Raw genomic sequence first — 19170 nt, 5'->3', positions numbered from 1 at the left:
GCCCGGCATAAACCGGGCGTTCTGTATTGACTTGATTAACGAGCGCGGTAAGTGATGCGCCCTTTGCTCAAGTCATAGGGCGTCAGCTCGACGCGCACTTTGTCACCGGTAAGAATACGAATGTAGTTCTTGCGCATCTTGCCGGAAATATGCGCGGTTACGACGTGCCCATTTTCCAACTCCACACGAAACATGGTGTTGGGCAGGGTGTCGACGACAGTGCCTTCCATTTCGAAGCTGTCTTCTTTCGACATGCAGTAAAGCCCTCGGTATCCAATGAATGGCCCGGTGCAACTGCGCCAGGCAAAAGCGGCGTGCATTGTGCCCGAAAAATGGGGTTTACGCCAAGGGGTTTACGGCTTGGGTTTAGTTGAGGATCACCCAGCGCTGATTAATCAGCAGTTCGATGGGGCGATATTGCGTCTTGTAGTTCATCTTTTTGCAGTTCTTGATCCAGTAACCGAGGTATACCGCCTCAAGCCCGAGGCGCTGGCTCTCGGCGATTTGCCAGAGGATGGCAAATCGGCCAAGGCTGCGGCGTTCTTCGGCGGGTTCGTAAAAGGTGTACACCGCTGACAAACCGTTCGGCAGTAAATCGGTGACCGCCACGGCGAGCAACCGTCCGTCGAGTCGGAACTCGTAAAAACGCGAGAACGGCAAGTCGCGGACCAGAAACGTTGCGAACTGATCACGGCTCGGCGGGTACATGTCGCCGTCTGCGTGACGCTGTTCGATGTAACGCTGATACAGATCGAAATATTCTTCGCTGAATTGCGGTTTGGCCGGGCGCACCTGCAAATCCGTATTGCGCTTGAGAATCCGCTTCTGCTGACGATTGGGCATGAACTGCGCCACGGGAATGCGCGCAGGTACGCACGCATTGCAGTTCTGGCAATGCGGCCGGTACAGATGATCGCCGCTGCGACGAAAGCCCATTTCCGACAGGTCTGCGTAGACATGCACATCCATGGGCTGACTCGGATCGAGAAACAGGGTCGTGGCCTGCTCCTCGGGCAGATAACTGCAAGAGTGAGGCTGAGTGGCATAGAACTTCAATCGCGCCAACTCGGTCATGATCAACCCTCGGGATAAGCTGGTGAATTAAGTGTAAGCCACGCGCGCAAAAGTCGCTCAGCAAACCCAGGTGGCACGATTGGGTTGGTCCAGATGGCGGGCCAGATAGTCGGCGAATTCCTGGCGGGGAATGGCTCTGGCGCCGAGGCTGTGCAGATGATCGGTCGGCATCTGGCAATCGATCAGCACGAATCCCGAGTCTTTCAGGTGCCGCACAAGGGTGGCAAAGCCGAATTTCGAGGCATTGTCGGCGCGGCTGAACATCGATTCACCAAAAAACAATTGGCCCATCGCCAGGCCGTACAGGCCACCGACCAGTTCGCCCTGATCCCAGACCTCCACCGAATGCGCGAAGCCGCGACGATGCAGTTCGACATAGGCGTCCTGCATCGCCTCGGTGATCCAGGTGCCATCGGCGTAATCCCGTGGTGCGGCACAGGCGCGGATCACGGCATCGAAATCCTGATCGAAGGTCACTTGATAGCGTTCCTGACGCAGCAGTTTGCCGAGGCTGCGCGAGACATGCAGTTCGTCGGGAAACAATACCGTGCGCGGATCCGGCGACCACCAGAGAATCGGCTGACCCTCGGAAAACCATGGAAAGCAGCCATGGCGATAAGCTTGAATCAGCCGGTCGGCCGACAAATCGCCACCCGCAGCCAGCAATCCGTTGGGGTCGCGCATGGCCTTTTCCAGTGGCGGAAAAGTCAGGGAATTACGTTGTAACCAAGTCAGCATGGCATCCAGGCTTACAGAAGGGGAGGGCGGTGGGGCGTCTGGCCCGCGATAAAGTGTGCCGTTAAATGACAGGAATGTCGTCCAGATACTTCTCGGCATCCAGTGCGGCCATACACCCGGCACCGGCTGATGTTACCGCCTGGCGGTAAACGTGGTCAGCCACGTCACCGGCGGCAAATACCCCGGGAATCTCGGTGGCGGTGGCGTCGCCGTCGCTGCCGCCCTTGACCCGCAAGTAGCCGTCGCGCATCGGCAACTGGCCTTGGAACAGGTCGGTGTTGGGCTTGTGACCAATGGCAATGAATACGCCGGCCAACGCCAGTTCGCGGGTTTCGCCCGTATGACTGTCCCGCAGTCGCGCGCCGGTGACGCCGCTGGCATCGCCGAGCACTTCGTCGAGATTCTGGTTCCAGTGCAGGCGCACGTTGCCGTTCGCAGCTTTCTCGAACAGTTTGTCCTGAAGGATTTTCTCCGAACGCAGCTTGTCGCGACGATGGATCAGGTGCACCTCCCTGGCGATGTTCGACAGATAAAGTGCCTCCTCAACCGCCGTATTGCCGCCGCCGACTACGGCGACCACCTGATTGCGATAGAAGAAGCCGTCACAGGTCGCACAGGCGGAAAACGCCTTTGCCGGCGAAGGCTTCTTCCGAGGGCAAGCCGAGATACTGCGCCGAGGCGCCGGTGGCAATGATCAGTGCGTCGCAGGTGTAAGTGCCGCTGTCGCCGATAAGCTCGAACGGGCGCTGCTGCAACTTGGCGGTGTGGATGTGGTCGTAAACGATCTCTGTGGCAAAGCGTTCGGCGTGTTTTTGCATACGTTCCATCAGCGCCGGGCCGGTGAGGCCTTCGACGTCACCGGGCCAGTTGTCGACCTCGACGGTGGTGGTGAGCTGGCCACCGGCCTGCAGGCCGGTGATGACCACGGGTTTGAGGTTGGCGCGGGCGGCATACACGGCAGCGCTGTAACCGGCCGGGCCGGAGCCAAGGATGATCAGGCGTGAATGCTTCGCTACGTTCATCAAATAGACCTCATAAGCCTTTGTCACAAAAGGTAATGCATGCTCAAATTGAGTCGCGGCCTCTGTGTGCTTGACTATGCTCAATCCTGGGGCTTGAAGCATGGCATCGGACGCACAAACCCGTACAATGCCGGGCTGTTACAGAATGTTCGCCGTGTGCTGTATTTATAAAAGCGGCAGCACAGTGTTAAAAGTAGTCTCAGTTGCGCTCGTTCACTTTTTTACCTGCCTGGATTGGGCAGTTTTTTATCGTCATTCAATAGATGGACGCGCCTTGGGCGCAGGAAAAGAAGCGTTTTGAAGAAATCCACCGAAGCACCAAAAACAGTCGTCCCGCTCTGGCGCCAACAGTTGCACTACCGGCTCAAGGAAGGTGCATTGATCGCCATCGGCGCCTTGTGCCTGTTCCTGATGATGGCTTTGCTGACCTACGGCAAGGACGATCCAGGCTGGAGCCACAACAGCAAGATCGATGACGTACAGAATTTCGGCGGCCCGGCGGGCTCCTACAGCGCCGACATCCTGTTCATGGTGCTGGGTTACTTCGCCTATATCTTCCCGTTGCTGCTGGCGATCAAGGCGTACCAGATTTTCCGCCAGCGCCACGAGCCGTGGCAGTGGAGCGGCTGGCTGTTCTCCTGGCGTCTGATCGGTCTGGTGTTTCTGGTGCTGTCTGGCGCTGCGCTGGCGCATCTGCACTTTCACGCGGCCTCGGGCCTGCCGGCGGGAGCTGGTGGCGCGCTGGGCGAAAGCCTCGGCAATCTGGCGAAGAATGCACTGAATATTCAGGGCAGCACCCTGTTGTTTATTGCGTTGTTCCTGTTCGGTCTGACGGTGTTCACTGATCTGTCGTGGTTCAAGGTGATGGATATCACTGGCAAGATCACCCTTGATCTGTTCGAACTGTTTCAAGGCGCGCTCAATCGCTGGTGGTCGGCCCGTACCGAGCGCAAGCAGTTGGTTGCGCAATTGCGTGAAGTCGACGATCGCGTGCATGACGTGGTCGCGCCGACGGTCACTGACAAGCGCGAACAAGCCAAAGTCAAAGAACGCCTGATCGAACGTGAGCAAGCCCTGAGCAAGCACATGTCCGACCGCGAGAAACAAGTGCCGCCGGTTATCGCCCCGGCCCCGGCCAAGGCGCCCGAGCCAAGCAAGCGCGTGCAGAAAGAGAAACAGGTGCCGTTGTTCGTCGACAGCGCCGTGGAAGGCACTTTGCCGCCGATTTCGATTCTTGATCCGGCGGAAAAGAAACAACTCAATTACTCACCGGAATCCCTGGCGGCGGTCGGCCATTTGCTGGAGATCAAGCTCAAGGAGTTCGGTGTCGAGGTCACGGTGGATTCGATCCACCCGGGTCCGGTGATTACCCGTTACGAAATTCAGCCTGCCGCCGGCGTGAAAGTCAGCCGCATCGCCAACCTCGCCAAAGACCTCGCGCGTTCGCTGGCCGTGACCAGCGTACGTGTGGTCGAGGTGATTCCGGGCAAGACCACCGTCGGTATCGAGATTCCCAACGAAGACCGGCAGATCGTGCGCTTCTCCGAAGTGCTGTCGACGCCTGAATACGACAATTTCAAATCGCCGGTCACCCTGGCGCTGGGTCACGACATCGGCGGTAAGCCGGTCATTACTGACCTGGCGAAGATGCCGCACTTGCTGGTGGCCGGTACGACCGGTTCCGGTAAGTCGGTGGGTGTGAACGCGATGATCCTGTCGATCCTGTTCAAGTCCGGCCCGGAAGACGCCAAGCTGATCATGATCGACCCGAAAATGTTGGAACTGTCGATCTACGAAGGCATTCCGCACTTGCTGTGCCCGGTCGTTACCGACATGAAGGACGCCGCCAACGCCTTGCGCTGGAGCGTTGCCGAGATGGAGCGCCGCTACAAGCTGATGGCGAAAATGGGCGTGCGCAACCTGTCCGGCTTCAACGCCAAGGTCAAGGAAGCGCAGGATGCCGGCGAACCGTTGAGCGATCCGCTGTACAAGCGTGAAAGCATTCACGACGAAGCGCCGCTGCTGCAGAAACTGCCGACCATCGTCGTGGTGGTCGACGAATTCGCCGACATGATGATGATCGTCGGCAAGAAGGTTGAAGAACTGATCGCCCGTATCGCGCAGAAGGCCCGTGCTGCCGGTATTCACTTGATCCTCGCCACCCAGCGGCCATCGGTGGACGTGATCACCGGTCTGATCAAGGCCAACATTCCGACGCGTATGGCGTTCCAGGTGTCGAGCAAGATCGACTCCCGCACCATCATCGATCAGGGTGGCGCCGAACAGCTGCTCGGTCACGGTGACATGCTCTACATGCCGCCGGGCACCAGCCTGCCGATCCGGGTTCACGGTGCGTTCGTATCCGACGATGAAGTACACCGTGTGGTCGAAGCGTGGAAACTGCGCGGCGCTCCGGAATACAACGATGACATCCTCAACGGTGTCGAAGAAGCCGGCAGCGGTTTTGAAGGCAGCAGCGGTGGCGGTGACGGCGATGATCCGGAAGCCGACGCGCTGTACGATGAAGCTGTACAGTTTGTACTGGAAAGCCGTCGTGCCTCGATTTCCGCTGTACAGCGCAAGCTGAAGATCGGCTACAACCGCGCCGCACGGATGATCGAAGCCATGGAAATGGCCGGGGTCGTCACCTCGATGAACACCAACGGTTCCCGTGAAGTCCTGGCCCCAGGCCCGGTACGCGACTGATTGCAAACGCAAGAGGCGGGACAATGATGTGCCGCCGCTCTCCCAACGAGTATTCAAGAGGACTCCCATGCGTCTTATCCGCATGCTGCTGCCAGTACTGGCGCTGACCACTCTCACGGCCCACGCCGATCAAAAGGACGTGGCGCGTCTGACCCAATTGCTGGAAACATCCAAGACCCTGAGCGCGAACTTCTCGCAGCTGACCCTCGACGGCAGCGGCACGCAGTTGCAGGAAACCACCGGCAACATGACCCTGCAGCGTCCGGGCCTGTTCTACTGGCACACCAATGCGCCAAACGAGCAGACCATGGTTTCCGACGGCAAGAAAGTTACCCTGTGGGACCCGGATCTGGAACAGGCGACCATCAAGAAGCTCGACGAGCGTCTGACCCAGACCCCGGCGCTGCTGCTGTCCGGTGATGTGTCGAAGATCAGCCAGAGTTTTGATATCAGCGCGAAAGAGGCGGGCGGCGTGATCGACTTCACCCTCAAGCCGAAAACCAAAGACACTCTGTTCGATAACCTGCGTCTGTCGTTCCGCAACGGTCTGCTCAACGATATGCAACTGATCGACAGCGTCGGCCAGCGCACCAACATCCTGTTTACCGGCGTTAAGGCCAACGAGCCGGTATCGGCATCGAAGTTCAAGTTCGACATCCCCAAGGGTGCCGACGTGATCCAGGAATAAACACGTAAACCCTGTGGGAGCGAGCCTGCTCGCGAAAGCGATATTTCATCCAGCATTAATAGTGGCTGATACACCGCTTTCGCGAGCAGGCTCGCTCCCACAAGGGCAAAGATCGACCTGATCAAATAGAGGTTTCAACGCTACGTGATGGATCTGTTTCGCAGTGCACCGATTGCCCAGCCACTGGCCGCGCGTTTGCGTGCGACCAATCTGGATGAGTACGTCGGTCAGGAGCACGTGCTCGCTCGCGGCAAGCCTCTGCGTGAGGCGCTGGAGCAGGGTGCCCTGCATTCGATGATCTTCTGGGGGCCGCCCGGAGTGGGTAAAACCACTTTGGCGCGGTTGCTCGCGGAAGTCTCCGATGCGCACTTCGAAACGGTCTCGGCAGTGCTCGCCGGGGTCAAAGAGATCCGTCAGGCTGTTGAAATCGCCAAGCAGCAGGCCGGCCAGTACGGCAAGCGCACGATTCTGTTCGTCGATGAAGTGCACCGTTTCAACAAATCCCAGCAGGATGCGTTTCTGCCGTACGTTGAAGACGGCACGCTGATCTTCATCGGCGCCACCACCGAAAACCCTTCCTTCGAACTCAACAATGCTCTGCTGTCGCGTGCCCGCGTCTACGTGCTGAAAAGCCTCGACGAAGCGGCGCTGCGCAAACTGGTGCATCGCGCACTCACTGAAGAGCGTGGGCTGGGCAAGCGCAACCTGACGCTCAACGATGAAGGCTTCCAGATGCTGCTGTCCGCCGCCGATGGCGATGGCCGGCGTCTGCTCAATCTGCTGGAAAACGCCTCGGACCTGGCTGAAGACAACAGCGAAATCGGCACCGAGTTGCTGCAGAGCCTGCTCGGCGATACGCGTCGGCGTTTCGACAAGGGCGGCGAGGCGTTCTACGACCAGATATCGGCGCTGCACAAGTCCGTGCGCGGCTCCAACCCCGACGGCGCGCTGTATTGGTTTGCGCGGATGATCGACGGTGGTTGCGATCCGCTGTACCTGGCCCGCCGTGTGGTGCGCATGGCCAGTGAAGACATCGGCAACGCCGACCCGCGCGCCCTCAGCCTGTGCTTGGCGGCGTGGGAGGTGCAGGAACGTCTCGGCAGTCCGGAAGGCGAGTTGGCCGTGGCCCAGGCCATCACCTATCTGGCCTGTGCGCCGAAAAGCAACGCGGTGTACATGGGCTTCAAAACCGCGCTGCGTGCCGCCGCTGAAAACGGTTCGCTGGAAGTGCCGTTGCACCTGCGCAACGCACCGACCAAACTGATGAAACAATTGGGCTACGGTGACGAATACCGCTATGCCCACGACGAGCCGGACGCTTATGCCGCTGGCGAAGACTATTTCCCGGAAGAGCTTGATCCCATCCCGTTCTACCAACCGGTGCCGCGTGGCCTGGAATTGAAGATCGGCGAGAAGCTCAACCACCTCGCCCAACTCGATCGTTTAAGCCCTCGGCAGCGGAGAAAATAGTGTTTCCATTGATCATTGCGGTCTCCGCCGGCGGGGTTGCCGGCACCTTGTTGCGCTTCGCCACCGGTAATTGGGTCAACGCCAATTGGCCGCGGCACTTCTATACCGCGACGCTGGCCGTTAATATCGTGGGCTGTCTGCTGATTGGCGTGTTGTACGGCCTGTTTTTGATACGCCCGGAAGTGCCGATCGAGGTACGCGCCGGGTTGATGGTCGGCTTCCTTGGGGGGCTGACGACATTTTCATCCTTTTCACTGGATACGGTGCGCCTGCTGGAAAGCGGGCAAGTGCCGCTGGCCCTGGGCTATGCGGCACTCAGCGTATTCGGCGGGCTGCTCGCGACGTGGGCTGGCCTGTCTTTGACCAAACTTTGATAACGAGAAACCGACATGCTCGATTCCAAACTGTTACGTAGCAACCTTCAGGACGTAGCGGACCGCCTGGCTTCCCGTGGCTTTGCCCTGGATACCGCGCGCATCGAAGCGCTGGAAGAACAGCGTAAGACCGTCCAGACCCGCACCGAAGCACTGCAGGCTGAGCGTAACGCGCGTTCCAAATCCATCGGTCAGGCCAAGCAGCGCGGCGAAGACATCGCGCCGTTGATGGCGGACGTCGAGCGCATGGCGGGCGAACTGAGTGCCGGTAAAGTCGAGCTGGACGCGATCCAGACCGAACTGGACTCGATCCTGCTCGGTATCCCCAACCTGCCGCACGAATCCGTGCCGGTCGGCAAAGACGAAGACGACAACGTTGAAGTGCGCCGCTGGGGCACGCCGACCGCGTTCGACTTCGAAGTGAAAGATCACGTTGCCCTGGGCGAGAAGTTCGGCTGGCTGGATTTCGAAACCGCCGCCAAGCTGTCCGGTGCGCGTTTCGCCCTGCTGCGTGGCCCGATCGCGCGTCTGCACCGCGCCCTGGCGCAGTTCATGATCAACCTGCACGTCAACGAGCACGGCTACGAAGAGGCTTACACGCCTTATCTGGTTCAGGCGCCGGCGCTGCAAGGCACCGGTCAACTGCCGAAGTTCGAAGAAGACCTGTTCAAGATCGCTCGCGAAGGCGAAGCCGATCTGTATCTGATCCCGACCGCTGAAGTGTCGCTGACCAACATCGTTGCGGGCGAAATCGTCGATTCGAAACTGCTGCCGATCAAGTTCGTCGCGCACACTCCGTGCTTCCGCAGTGAAGCCGGTGCATCGGGCCGTGACACCCGCGGCATGATCCGTCAGCACCAGTTCGACAAAGTCGAAATGGTCCAGATCGTTGAGCCATCGACTTCGATGGAAGCGCTGGAAGGCCTGACCGCCAACGCTGAAAAAGTCCTGCAATTGCTCGGTCTGCCTTACCGCACCTTGGCGCTGTGCACCGGCGACATGGGCTTCAGCGCGGTCAAGACTTATGACCTCGAAGTGTGGATCCCGAGCCAGGACAAGTACCGCGAAATCTCCTCGTGCTCGAACTGCGGCGACTTCCAGGCCCGTCGTATGCAAGCGCGTTTCCGCAACCCGGAAACTGGCAAGCCTGAGCTGGTGCACACCCTGAACGGTTCCGGTCTGGCGGTTGGTCGTACGCTGGTTGCCGTGCTGGAAAACTACCAGCAGGCCGACGGCTCGATCCGTGTACCGGACGTACTCAAGCCGTACATGGGTGGCCTTGAGGTCATCGGCTAAATGAAATATCTGCCGCTGTTTCACAACCTGCGCGGCAGTCGTGTGTTGGTCGTCGGTGGGGGGGAAATTGCCTTGCGCAAATCCCGCCTGCTGGCCGATGCCGGTGCGCTGCTGCGGGTGGTCGCACCTGAAATCGAAACGCAACTGCGTGAACTGGTCGCCGCTTCTGGCGGTGAATGCCTGTTGCGCGGTTACGTCGAGGCGGATCTCGATGGTTGCGGGCTGATTATTGCCGCCACCGACGATGAGACGCTGAACGCCCAAGTCTCCACCGATGCGCACAAGCGCTGCGTGCCGGTCAACGTGGTCGACGCGCCTGCCTTGTGCAGTGTGATCTTCCCGGCGATCGTCGACCGTTCGCCGCTGATCATAGCCGTGTCCAGCGGCGGCGATGCGCCGGTGCTGGCGCGTTTGATCCGCGCCAAGATCGAAACCTGGATTCCATCGACCTACGGCCAATTGGCCGGGCTCGCCGCGCGTTTCCGCAATCAGGTGAAAAGCCTGTTTCCGGATGTGCAGCAGCGTCGTGGTTTCTGGGAAGACGTGTTTCAGGGGCCGATTGCCGACCGGCAACTGGCCGGGCAGGGCGCCGAAGCCGAGCGTCTGCTGCAAGCCAAGATCGATGGTGAAGCCATGGTCACGACCGGTGAGGTGTATCTGGTCGGGGCAGGCCCGGGCGATCCAGACCTGCTGACCTTCAAGGCGTTGCGTCTGATGCAGCAAGCCGACGTGGTGCTGTACGACCGCTTGGTGGCGCCAGCGATTCTTGAGCTGTGCCGTCGTGATGCCGAGCGGGTCTACGTCGGCAAACGTCGGTCTGATCACGCCGTGCCACAGGATCAGATCAACCAGCAACTGGTCGACCTGGCCAAGGCCGGCAAGCGTGTGGTGCGGTTGAAGGGCGGTGATCCGTTTATCTTCGGCCGGGGCGGCGAAGAGATCGAAGAACTGGCCGCTCACGGCATTCCGTTTCAGGTTGTGCCGGGTATCACGGCGGCCAGTGGTTGCGCGGCATATGCCGGGATTCCGCTGACGCATCGTGATCACGCGCAGTCGGTGCGCTTTGTTACCGGCCATCTGAAGGACGGCTCCACCGATCTGCCTTGGGCCGACCTTGTCGCGCCGGCGCAGACGCTGGTGTTCTACATGGGCCTGGTCGGGTTGCCGGTCATCTGCGAACAACTGATCAAACATGGTCGTTCAGCCGATACCCCGGCGGCATTGATTCAGCAGGGCACCACGGTCAATCAGCGCGTCTTCACCGGCACGCTGGCTGACCTGCCGCGACTGGTGGCGGAGCATGAAGTGCATGCGCCGACATTGGTCATCGTCGGTGAAGTGGTGCAACTGCGCGAGAAGCTGGCGTGGTTCGAAGGGGCTCAGGCTCAGGTCTGAAAACCGAGTTGACCCCATCGCTGGCAAGCCAGCTCCCACAGGTTTTGTGTTGAAGCTGCAATCTTCAGTATCACCAAAATCCCTGTGGGAGCTGGCTTGCCAGCGATGGGGCCCTCAAAAACAATACAAATCTCAGCCCCGGTACCAAACCCCTTTGCCGCTCAAACGCGCCCGATCATGGGCCACGTTGAAATCCTGCTCCGGCCCTTTCGGCACAACCCCTGTCGGGTTAATGGTCTTGTGACTGCCGTAGTAGTGGTTCTTGATGTGCTGGAAATCCACCGTCTCGGCGATCCCCGGCCACTGATACAGCTCACGCAGCCAGTTCGACAGATTCGGGTAATCGGCAATCCGCCGCAGGTTGCACTTGAAGTGGCCGTGGTACACCGCGTCAAAACGAATCATCGTGGTGAACAAACGGATGTCCGCTTCCGTCAGGTACTCACCCGACAAGTAGCGATTGGCACCCAGCAGCCGGTCCAACTGATCCAGCTCGGCAAACACCTCATCGAACGCTTCTTCATAAGCCTGTTGCGACGTCGCAAAACCTGCGCGATACACGCCGTTGTTCACCGCCGGATAAATCCGCTCGTTCAGCGCATCGATCTCGCCGCGTAATGGCGCCGGGTAGAGATCCAGATCATTGCCGGTCAAACCATCAAACGCGCTGTTGAACATGCGGATGATCTCCGCTGATTCGTTGCTGACGATGCGCTTGAGCTTTTTGTCCCACAGCACCGGCACGGTGACGCGGCCGGTGTAATCGGCAGTGTCGGCGGTATAGCGCTGATGCATGAATTCAAAACCATCGAGCTTATCGCCGGTTGAGCCGAGCGCCGTGTCGAAGGTCCAGCCATTTTCCAGCATCAACCAACTGACCACCGAGACGTCGATGAGACTCTCCAGCCCTTTGAGTTTGCGCAGGATTAGCGTGCGATGCGCCCACGGACAGGCGAGCGAAACATAGAGGTGATAGCGCCCGGCCTCCGCGGCAAAACCGCCTTCACCGCTGGGGCCGGGTTCGCCGTTGGCGGTTACCCAGTTGCGGCGCTTGGCCTGTTCGCGCTGGAAGGCGCCGTCCTTGCTGCTTTCGTACCACTTGTCCTGCCAGTGGCCATCGACGAGTAAACCCATGATCAAGACTCCGTAAACCAATAATCGTTGGAGTCGAGTCTATTCCGATGAGTTCGAAAAAAAAGCGCAAAGATCGGGCGCGAATGATCGGTTAAATCGATTTGTTCCGCGCGGCCCAGTAGTGCTCGGCGGTTGCGAAGGCTTGCTCACGGCTTTGACCGAGGCCGCGCAAGGCCAGCGCCATGGTCGCAATCAACGCCATTTGCGGGTAACTGTCGACCACCTCGCCACGCCATACGGCTTTCAGGTGTTCGACGTCCAGGGTCGCCGGTTTGACGTGGCGTTGCGCCGACAATTGCGGCCATTCCTCGTCCCAGCTCTCGCCGCCGGTGGTGCCGTAGAGGTGGCTGTCGGCATCCGGGTTGATCTCGATTTCGCCGCCATCGCCTTTGACCACAATCGCCGTGTCGCCAAGCAAACCACTGGCATCGCGATGCACTGCTTGATACCCAGGATGGAAAATGCTTTGCAGGCCGCAACGCGCGCCCAGTGGATTGAGAATCCGCGCCAGGGAATGAATCGGTGAGCGTAGGCCCAGGGTGTTGCGCAAATCGATCATCTTTTGCAATTGCGGCGCCCAGTCCACCAGCGGCATGAAGGCCAGGCCACCGTTATCCAGCGCCGTGCCGACCTGCTGCCAAGTGCGGCACAGCGGAATGTTCAATTCACCAAGCAATTGCTCGCTGTACAGACGCCCGGCGGTGTGTGCGCCGCCGCCGTGCATGAAAATGCGCACGCCGTTCTGTGCCAGGCACTTGGCCGCCAGCAGATACCACGGCAGATGACGCTTCTTGCCAGCGTAAGTCGGCCAGTCCAGATCGACGTTCAGCGCCGGCGCCTGCAAGCGCTCGCGCAGGGCTTCGGTGAAGCCGGCCATCTCCTCGGCGCTTTCTTCCTTGTGCCGCAGCAACATCAGGAACGCGCCGAGCTGGGTGTCTTCAACCTTGTCGTCGAGCACCATGCCCATGGCTTCGCGGGCTTCTTCGCGCGTCAGGTCGCGCGCACCGCGTTTGCCCTTGCCGAGAATCCGCACGAATTGGGCGAACGGGTGTTCGGCAGGCGTTTCGAGGGTCAGCGCTGGAAAGTCGGTCATAAGCAATTCGTCGGTTTGGGCAGGCCCGCCAGTTTCGCGGCGAGTTTGGCAGGGGTGCCTTTGAACAGTCGGTTGAGGTGCAGGCTGTTGCCTTTGTCCGGGCCGAGTTTCAGTGCGGTGTACTTGATCAATGGCCGGGTGGCCGGGGACAGCTGGAATTCGGCATAGAAGCTGCGCAGCAGTTCGAGGACTTCCCAGTGTTCGGGCGTCAACTCGATTTCTTCTGCGGCAGCGAGGGCGCTCGCGACGTCTGCCGACCAGTCGCTGAGGTCGACCAGGAATCCGTCCTTGTCCAGTTCGATGGCGCGGGCGCCGACGGTCATGGCATTCATAACCAGCTGTTGACCTTGTCGTGATGGATCGACAGCTCGACGAAGGCCGGGTAATCAATGGCCTCAGCCCAGTCCGGGACTTCGATGGCGCGAGCCTGTGCATCTTCGGCCAGAACCAACAATTTGATCTGGCGGCTTTGCAGTGCGGTGAACGGCGCGGTGCCCGGTTGCAGAGCATAGACCGCGTCGCCGGACAGCAACACAGCATCAGCGCTGCCGATCAGGCGCAGGCAACTGGTCAGGCGATCGTCGCCAAACGGGGAATGAGACAACACATGCAAAGTCGACATCAGAGGGTGATCACCTGGTCGTAACGGTCAATAAGGGCGGTGATTTGCTCGGCGGCCAGCGGCTGCGCTTCGTCCAGCGACAGAGTCCCGAGGCCACGAGTGCTGGCGCTCTCTGCGCAGTAGAACAACTCTTCGACACCAAACATCGGTAGCGCTTGCAGGTTAGCGCTCAAGTCTTTCTGTTGCAGGGCCTTGGCGTTCTGCCCGGCGGCGAGTTGCAGCACGCCATCATCGAGAAACAGCAAGCCAATGGGCAGATCGAAGGCGCCACCGGCCAGCACGATGTCCAGCGCTTCGCGGGCCGCGGGGCCAGACCATGGCGATTGACGGCTGATGATCAACAGGGATTTAGCCATCTCACGCACCTCCAAAGCAGATCAAACGGTCAGCGTCTTGAATCGCGTCATGCAACTGACCGAGGCCGGACAATTCCCACGGCGCGCTGACGGAAACGGCGTCACGCTGATAGCGCTTGGCTTCTTCAGCGTCCAGCACGCCACGGCGCAGGGCGGCGGCGATGCACACCACGCCGTCGAGCTTTTGTTCGGTGATGAAGGTGCGCCATTGTTTGGGCAGGTCCAGTTCGTCCTGCGGGGTGACCAGCGCGTCCGAAGCGTTGTAAACGCCGTCCTGATAGAAAAACAGCCGGACAATTTCATGCCCACCGGCCAGCGCGGCTTGTGCAAACAGCAGGGCACGGCGCGAGGAGGGCGCATGGGCGGCGGAAAACAGCGCAATGGCGAACTTCATAACGGACTCGATCAGCAAAACTGCGGCCATGATAAAGCATTGCAGACCGCAAAGGATCGCAGCCTCGTTTTACTCGACAGCTCCTACATGAGCGTTGGTTGAGGAATCCGTTAGCGGGGCATGTAGCCCAGTTGCCAGCGGCGCGGGATTTTCAGGGAGAACAGCCCGATGATTGCAGCCAGCAAACCGCTGACAAACATCGCCTTCAGTCCCAAATGATGTTCCAGCACCGCCCCCAGAATCGCGCCGATAAACATCCCGCTCCACGGCACCAGTTGCACCCGCCAGCCGCTGCGCCGTTCGCCAAGCATCCAGCGTCCCAAACCACGGCCGAACCGCGACAATGCGCCAGTCACGTAAGTCAGTCCGACCGGCAAGCCGTTCACCTCTTCAACCGACGCGTTGAGCATGCCCATCGCAATGATCGCCGCCATCAGCGCCGGCAGTTGGGTGTCGAATGGCCAGGCGGCCGCCGCACACAGCAGGGTGGCGATACACAGCAGCAGCGGCAGCGCCCGGCGGCCACCGAAACGGGCAACGATAACGCCCAAGGCGTTCCCGGCTATAAAAGTGGCGACGAGGATCAACAAACGCAGGGTCAGCCCGATATCACCATCGCTGATCGCCACGGCAAGTCGGGTGGTGTTGCCGCTCATGAACGAGACGAAGTCGCCGCTGGCCATAAAGCCGATGGCGTCGGTCATGCCGGCCAGTACCGAGAGGCTGGCCACCAGCGCCAGACCAATCCGCCCGCGCCACTTCTGAGTGTGCAGATGCCCGGGGCTGGCGCGGTGAGTCGAGGCGGATGGCAGCATCGGTAGAAGTGTCCTTGGTCGGCGGTTATGGTTCTATGCCATACAGATCGCAATATTCCAGCCAGCCCATATGAGCCATTTCTGCGACTTCACGATGCACCTCAAGGCGCTGCGCTTGATATTCCTCAGGCGTTGCGGCCGTCAGTAGCAGTGTCAGCTCCCAGGCAAACAGACCTTGTTCTTCCGCCTCGGCCTCAAATGCTTCATGCAGTCGCTCTTCACGATACTGCGCCTGCGTTTCGCCTTTGGCCTGAGCCAGTAGCGGGTTGAGGTGGTCGAGGGATTCGCGCAGTTCGGGACGCGCGTCGAGAAATACTTTCAGGGCATGTTCATGTCGCTGGTCGGTAGGCGCCATGTGTTTTCCTTGTGAGGCTGATGACCTTAGGTTGCCGCAGCGGCCTGCGCCTGTCGCGCTATAAATGCAGTAAAGCAGAACGATTCCTGCTGCTGCGATGATACAGTCCGCTTTTTTCTGAATGAGCGAATGCAATGCGAATTCTGATGGTAGCGCTGGCCGCGACACTGCTGGCCGGTTGCGCAGGCTCGGTGATGGACGATGCTCGCACGAAAACCCCGTACAAGGTATTGACGTCGGACAAAGCCGAAAAAGACGTGGCGCGTTGTGTGCAGTTCGGCTGGCAGGACGAAGCGGTGTTTGGCGTGGATGCGGCGGCGTATCTGGAACCGCGTAAATCGGGCGGTACGACGGTGTATACCCGTTCGGCAGAGTCTTTTGTCGATGTGCTCACCGAAGCATCGGGTACGACGCTGAATTACTACGCGCAGAAGGATGATTTTGTCGCCAAGCGCCGGTTGGCCGCGTTGGCGACTTGCCTCTGATCATGCGTTGACGTGGCTGTCGGCATCGTCGGAACGCCGCCCGGAGCAGGCTCAATCCTACCGTGGAATGCATTCCAAATGTGGGAGCGAGCCTGCTCGCGAAGGGGTCGGTACATTCAACCTACAAGTCGCTTCTGGAAAAAATGCCGCTTGTGCCCCGGCGGATAATCGACAATCTCACCAAACTGGCTGTACCCGAGTTTCTTGTAGAACTCCGGTGCCTGAAAGTCGAACGTGTCGAGCCATGCGCCGATGCAGCCTTTCTCCCGCGCCAGCTCTTCGGCCATGCGCATCAGTTTCGAGCCAATACCCTGGCCCCGGCCTGCTTCAGGCACTGACAGCAAATCGATGAACAACCACTGGCAGACCAGCCGGCCATAGAGTCCACCCAGAATCTGATCGTGATCGTCACGCACCAGCAGGGTGAGCGGTTCGGATACCGCGATCCCGGCCTTGGCCACGTTATAGGCATGCAGGGGGGCGAGAATCGCTTGGCGTTCTTCTTCTGTGGAATGTTGTGACAACTCGATGCGCAAGTTCATGCCTGACTTCCTTGTGGTTTGAACCCGCAGCCTATCCTGCCCGGCGGTGATCTTCCAAGCCCCTCTCAACCCGGTGGAACTGCCGCTCACGCGCCGGGGTCTAGCTTTTACAGCGTCATTCCAGCACGCGGTTGATGAGGATCCCCCATGAATATTTTCGAAGCCCTTCGCGAAAGCCATGAGCGCCAGCGTAGCTACGCCAAAACCCTGATCGAAACCAGCGGCGACACCCCGGAGCGGGTCGAGGCGTACAAACAACTCAAAGCCGAACTCCAAGCCCACGAAACCGCCGAAGAACGCCATTTCTACATTCCGTTGATGGAGCTAGACGAGGGTGTCGATCTGAGCCGCCATGCCATCGCTGAACACCATGAAATGGACGAGATGATGGAAGAACTCGACGAGACCGAGATGTCCAGTCCCGCGTGGTTGGCAACCGCGAAGAAGCTGTCGGACAAGGTTCATCATCATTTGAAGGAAGAAGAGCAGAAGTTCTTCCAGATGGCCGGCAAATTGCTCAACGAGAAACAGAAAGTACAACTCGCCGGGCAGTACGAAAAGGAGTTCAAGGCACAGTTGCCGTGAGTACTGAATGGCAGTTTTTGCAGCATCGGCGTGTAATCTTTTGGCGTCATCTCGGGTGGGTATTATCGTAAATGACTGGATATGCATCCAGTATTTGCAGTGTTTTGCTGGCCTTCATCCGCTGACTGCGACAAAACCGCCGATGGACAAAAAATTCGCCTCCGTTAGCTTGAAGGCCTCTCCTCGGAAAGGAGAGTTCTTAAATCAACGGAGTGAAAAACATGAATCAACCACAAGCACAAACCCAACTGCGACATGGTCGCGTCATCTCTCCTGCCAGCCGCGGTGCGGTGGCCATTGAGCAAGGACTGCTCGGTGCCTGGCAGGTCAATGAAATGGAAGGCGGGAAAAATTTCCCGGCGCTGGCAGCGGGGCCGTTTCCGGCGCCATTCCAGAGCGACTCGGACAGTGTCACGCCACCGGCCGACGGCTACATTCTCAGCGGTGGTAAGAGTGATGGCCGCGACTGCGTTAACTTCACCCATGAAGAAATGAGCAAGAAACTCGGTCGTCCATTCACCTGGCCGCTGCTCAATGTCACCCCGGGACAAACCCTCGAAATCAAGTGGGAATACACCGCGCCGCACACCACTCGCGGCTATCGCTGGCTGATCACCAAGGACGGCTGGGACCCGAAACAGCGCATCACCCGTGCGCAACTGGAAAGCCAACCGTTCTTCGAGGACTTCTACACTCAGGTGCCGTATTACAGCTACCCGAATGAGCTGAAGGCCAAGGTCAATCACGCGGTGAAACTGCCGGCCAACAAAAAAGGCCATCACGTGATCGTGCTGATGTGGATCGTCGCCAACACCGGCAACGCTTTCTATCAGGCCTTCGACGTCGACTTCAAATAACGGCGCTGCGTCGCCAAACCCACACGTTCTGAAGGATTAGAACATGTCAAAAATCGATTTCTCTTTAGTGCAAAACGCCGCGAGCGATGCCGCCTCGCTGATGCCGAGCATTGCCGGCAAAAAGATCCTCATGGGCTTCTGGCACAACTGGCCCGCAGGCCCGAGCGATGGTTATCGTCAGGGCCGCTTCGCCAGCCTGTCGCTGGAAGAGGTGCCCAAGGAATACAACGTCGTCGCGGTAGCCTTTATGAAGGGCAGCGGTATTCCGACCTTCAAGCCATTCAACGTTTCCGATGCCGAGTTCCGCCGGCAGGTCGGCGTGCTCAACAGCCAAGGGCGGGCCGTGTTGATCTCCCTCGGTGGCGCCGATGCGCACATCGAGTTGCGCAGCGGTCAGGAACAACCGCTGGCCAATGAAATCATCCGTCTGGTGGAAACCTACGGCTTCGACGGCCTGGATATTGATCTTGAACAGAGCGCGATTGATTTCGCGGCCAACAAGACCGTCCTGCCGGCCGCACTGAAACTGGTCAAGGATCACTACGCAGGCCAAGGCAAGCACTTCATTATCAGCATGGCCCCGGAGTTTCCATACCTGACCAGCACCGGCAAATACCTTAGCTACCTGCAGGCCCTGGAAGGCTACTACGACTTCATCGCCCCGCAGTTCTACAACCAGGGTGGCGACGGGGTCTGGGTGCAGGAAGCCAACAACGGCGCGGGCGCGTGGATTGCGCAGAACAACGATGCGTTGAAAGAGGATTTCCTCTACTACCTGACCGAAAGTCTGGTAACCGGCACACGCGGTTTCACCCGCATCGCGGCGGATAAGTTCGTCATCGGCCTGCCGGCCAACAACGATGCGGCGGCAACCGGTTATGTGATCGACAAAACCGTGGTCGGTAACGTCCTCAAACGTCTGGCGATCAAAGGGCTGCCGATCAAAGGCCTGATGACCTGGTCGGTAAACTGGGACAACGGCACCAGCAAGGATGGCGTGCCGTACAACTGGGAGTTCAGCCGGCGTTATGGGCCGTTGATTCACGGGGTTCGTTCAGTCGAGCAGGATGTCGATGACTCGCGGTCGCACGTCGCTCGTTAGTTGCAAATAAAGAAGCCCGGTAGCGCTGCCGGGCTTTTTTTGTTGGCGCAATTATTCGACCATGGCG

21 protein-coding genes and 2 pseudogenes are annotated in these 19170 nt (G+C 59.3%); 10 read left to right on the top strand and 13 right to left on the bottom strand.

The genetic code is table 11. The features are described 5' to 3' along the window. Positions 1–35: 35 nt before the first annotated feature. The 4 genes and pseudogenes from infA to trxB form a co-directional block, all read right to left on the bottom strand. Positions 36–254, bottom strand: a complete 219-nt coding sequence (infA, locus tag LOY43_RS17405; RefSeq protein ID WP_002553999.1) for a translation initiation factor IF-1 — start codon at positions 252–254, stop codon at positions 36–38. Positions 255–366: 112 nt separating this feature from the next. Next, the gene (locus LOY43_RS17400; RefSeq protein ID WP_093434294.1) at positions 367–1074 is read right to left on the bottom strand and encodes an arginyltransferase; all 708 of its coding nucleotides are present in this window, start codon (positions 1072–1074) and stop codon (positions 367–369) included. Between the two features lie 57 nt (positions 1075–1131). After that, entirely contained in the window at positions 1132–1812 is a 681-nt protein-coding gene (gene aat, locus LOY43_RS17395) for a leucyl/phenylalanyl-tRNA--protein transferase (RefSeq protein WP_093434297.1), read from the bottom strand. A 61-nt stretch (positions 1813–1873) separates the two neighbouring features. After that, positions 1874–2834 (bottom strand): annotated as a pseudogene (gene trxB, locus LOY43_RS17390) (thioredoxin-disulfide reductase). A gap of 297 nt (positions 2835–3131) precedes the next feature. On the opposite strand from trxB, the gene LOY43_RS17385 reads away from it, so the two are divergent. The 6 genes from LOY43_RS17385 to cysG all read left to right on the top strand — a co-directional run bounded on the left by LOY43_RS17385 (position 3132) and on the right by cysG (position 10763). Continuing rightward, a complete protein-coding gene (locus LOY43_RS17385; RefSeq protein ID WP_034155142.1) occupies positions 3132–5540 on the top strand; it encodes a DNA translocase FtsK in 2409 nt (802 codons plus the stop codon). A 67-nt stretch (positions 5541–5607) separates the two neighbouring features. Next, the gene (gene lolA / locus LOY43_RS17380) at positions 5608–6228 is read left to right on the top strand and encodes an outer membrane lipoprotein chaperone LolA (protein ID WP_220556478.1); all 621 of its coding nucleotides are present in this window, start codon (positions 5608–5610) and stop codon (positions 6226–6228) included. A 147-nt stretch (positions 6229–6375) separates the two neighbouring features. Then, positions 6376–7698: a replication-associated recombination protein A gene (locus LOY43_RS17375; RefSeq protein WP_034155144.1), complete on the top strand. Its 1323-nt coding sequence runs from the start codon at positions 6376–6378 to the stop codon at positions 7696–7698. Beyond that, positions 7698–8072, top strand: coding sequence for a fluoride efflux transporter CrcB (crcB, locus tag LOY43_RS17370; protein WP_095048067.1), 375 nt, complete (start codon positions 7698–7700; stop codon positions 8070–8072). Before LOY43_RS17375 ends, crcB begins: the two co-directional genes overlap by 1 nt. A gap of 15 nt (positions 8073–8087) precedes the next feature. Next, the gene (serS, locus tag LOY43_RS17365) at positions 8088–9368 is read left to right on the top strand and encodes a serine--tRNA ligase (protein ID WP_007908080.1); all 1281 of its coding nucleotides are present in this window, start codon (positions 8088–8090) and stop codon (positions 9366–9368) included. Continuing rightward, the gene (cysG, locus tag LOY43_RS17360) at positions 9369–10763 is read left to right on the top strand and encodes a siroheme synthase CysG (RefSeq protein ID WP_095124500.1); all 1395 of its coding nucleotides are present in this window, start codon (positions 9369–9371) and stop codon (positions 10761–10763) included. 132 nt (positions 10764–10895) lie between these two features. Here cysG and LOY43_RS17355 read toward each other — a convergent pair whose 3' ends face one another. The 8 genes from LOY43_RS17355 to LOY43_RS17320 all read right to left on the bottom strand — a co-directional run bounded on the left by LOY43_RS17355 (position 10896) and on the right by LOY43_RS17320 (position 15532). Continuing rightward, on the bottom strand, positions 10896–11897 hold the full coding sequence (locus tag LOY43_RS17355) for a glutathione S-transferase family protein (protein WP_258708465.1): 1002 nt from the start codon (positions 11895–11897) through the stop codon (positions 10896–10898). Between the two features lie 91 nt (positions 11898–11988). Next, complete coding sequence (locus tag LOY43_RS17350) at positions 11989–12990, bottom strand: glycosyl transferase family protein (RefSeq protein WP_095124502.1); 1002 nt, start codon at positions 12988–12990, stop codon at positions 11989–11991. Beyond that, positions 12987–13322, bottom strand: a complete 336-nt coding sequence (locus LOY43_RS17345) for a TusE/DsrC/DsvC family sulfur relay protein (RefSeq protein WP_095124503.1) — start codon at positions 13320–13322, stop codon at positions 12987–12989. Before LOY43_RS17345 ends, LOY43_RS17350 begins: the two co-directional genes overlap by 4 nt. Beyond that, a complete protein-coding gene (gene tusB, locus LOY43_RS17340) occupies positions 13319–13612 on the bottom strand; it encodes a sulfurtransferase complex subunit TusB (RefSeq protein ID WP_099756634.1) in 294 nt (97 codons plus the stop codon). The genes LOY43_RS17345 and tusB overlap by 4 nt, the downstream gene beginning before the upstream one ends. Next, positions 13612–13968, bottom strand: coding sequence for a sulfurtransferase complex subunit TusC (gene tusC / locus LOY43_RS17335; RefSeq protein WP_258708464.1), 357 nt, complete (start codon positions 13966–13968; stop codon positions 13612–13614). Before tusC ends, tusB begins: the two co-directional genes overlap by 1 nt. 1 nt (position 13969) lies before the next feature. Continuing rightward, on the bottom strand, positions 13970–14362 hold the full coding sequence (gene tusD, locus LOY43_RS17330; protein ID WP_258708463.1) for a sulfurtransferase complex subunit TusD: 393 nt from the start codon (positions 14360–14362) through the stop codon (positions 13970–13972). A gap of 110 nt (positions 14363–14472) precedes the next feature. Further along, complete coding sequence (locus LOY43_RS17325; protein WP_258708462.1) at positions 14473–15177, bottom strand: YoaK family protein; 705 nt, start codon at positions 15175–15177, stop codon at positions 14473–14475. A gap of 25 nt (positions 15178–15202) precedes the next feature. Continuing rightward, positions 15203–15532 (bottom strand): DUF6388 family protein, encoded by a 330-nt coding sequence (locus LOY43_RS17320; protein ID WP_258708461.1) that lies wholly within the window; start codon positions 15530–15532, stop codon positions 15203–15205. A 134-nt stretch (positions 15533–15666) separates the two neighbouring features. On the opposite strand from LOY43_RS17320, the gene LOY43_RS17315 reads away from it, so the two are divergent. After that, complete coding sequence (locus tag LOY43_RS17315) at positions 15667–16017, top strand: hypothetical protein (RefSeq protein ID WP_093434342.1); 351 nt, start codon at positions 15667–15669, stop codon at positions 16015–16017. A gap of 116 nt (positions 16018–16133) precedes the next feature. Here the strand turns inward: LOY43_RS17315 and LOY43_RS17310 are convergent, their stop codons facing one another. Beyond that, complete coding sequence (locus LOY43_RS17310) at positions 16134–16559, bottom strand: N-acetyltransferase (RefSeq protein WP_095048058.1); 426 nt, start codon at positions 16557–16559, stop codon at positions 16134–16136. Between the two features lie 147 nt (positions 16560–16706). Here LOY43_RS17310 and LOY43_RS17305 point away from each other — a divergent pair, with 147 nt between their 5' ends. From LOY43_RS17305 to LOY43_RS17295, 3 genes and pseudogenes are all read left to right on the top strand, one after another. After that, positions 16707–17144 carry a hemerythrin domain-containing protein gene (locus tag LOY43_RS17305; RefSeq protein WP_093434348.1) on the top strand — a complete coding sequence of 146 codons (438 nt, stop codon included), beginning with the start codon at positions 16707–16709 and terminating at the stop codon, positions 17142–17144. Positions 17145–17365: 221 nt separating this feature from the next. Further along, on the top strand, positions 17366–18001 hold the full coding sequence (locus tag LOY43_RS17300; RefSeq protein WP_258708460.1) for a lytic polysaccharide monooxygenase auxiliary activity family 9 protein: 636 nt from the start codon (positions 17366–17368) through the stop codon (positions 17999–18001). A gap of 43 nt (positions 18002–18044) precedes the next feature. Beyond that, positions 18045–19046, top strand: a pseudogene (locus LOY43_RS17295) (chitinase); the annotation flags it as partial. Positions 19047–19170 lie beyond the last annotated feature (124 nt).

The sequence above is a fragment of the Pseudomonas sp. B21-041 genome, assembly GCF_024748675.1.
Taxonomy (GTDB): Bacteria; Pseudomonadota; Gammaproteobacteria; order Pseudomonadales; family Pseudomonadaceae; genus Aquipseudomonas; species Aquipseudomonas neuropathica.
Note: the sequence above shows the minus strand (reverse complement) of the source record. Positions and strands in the feature narration are given on the sequence as shown.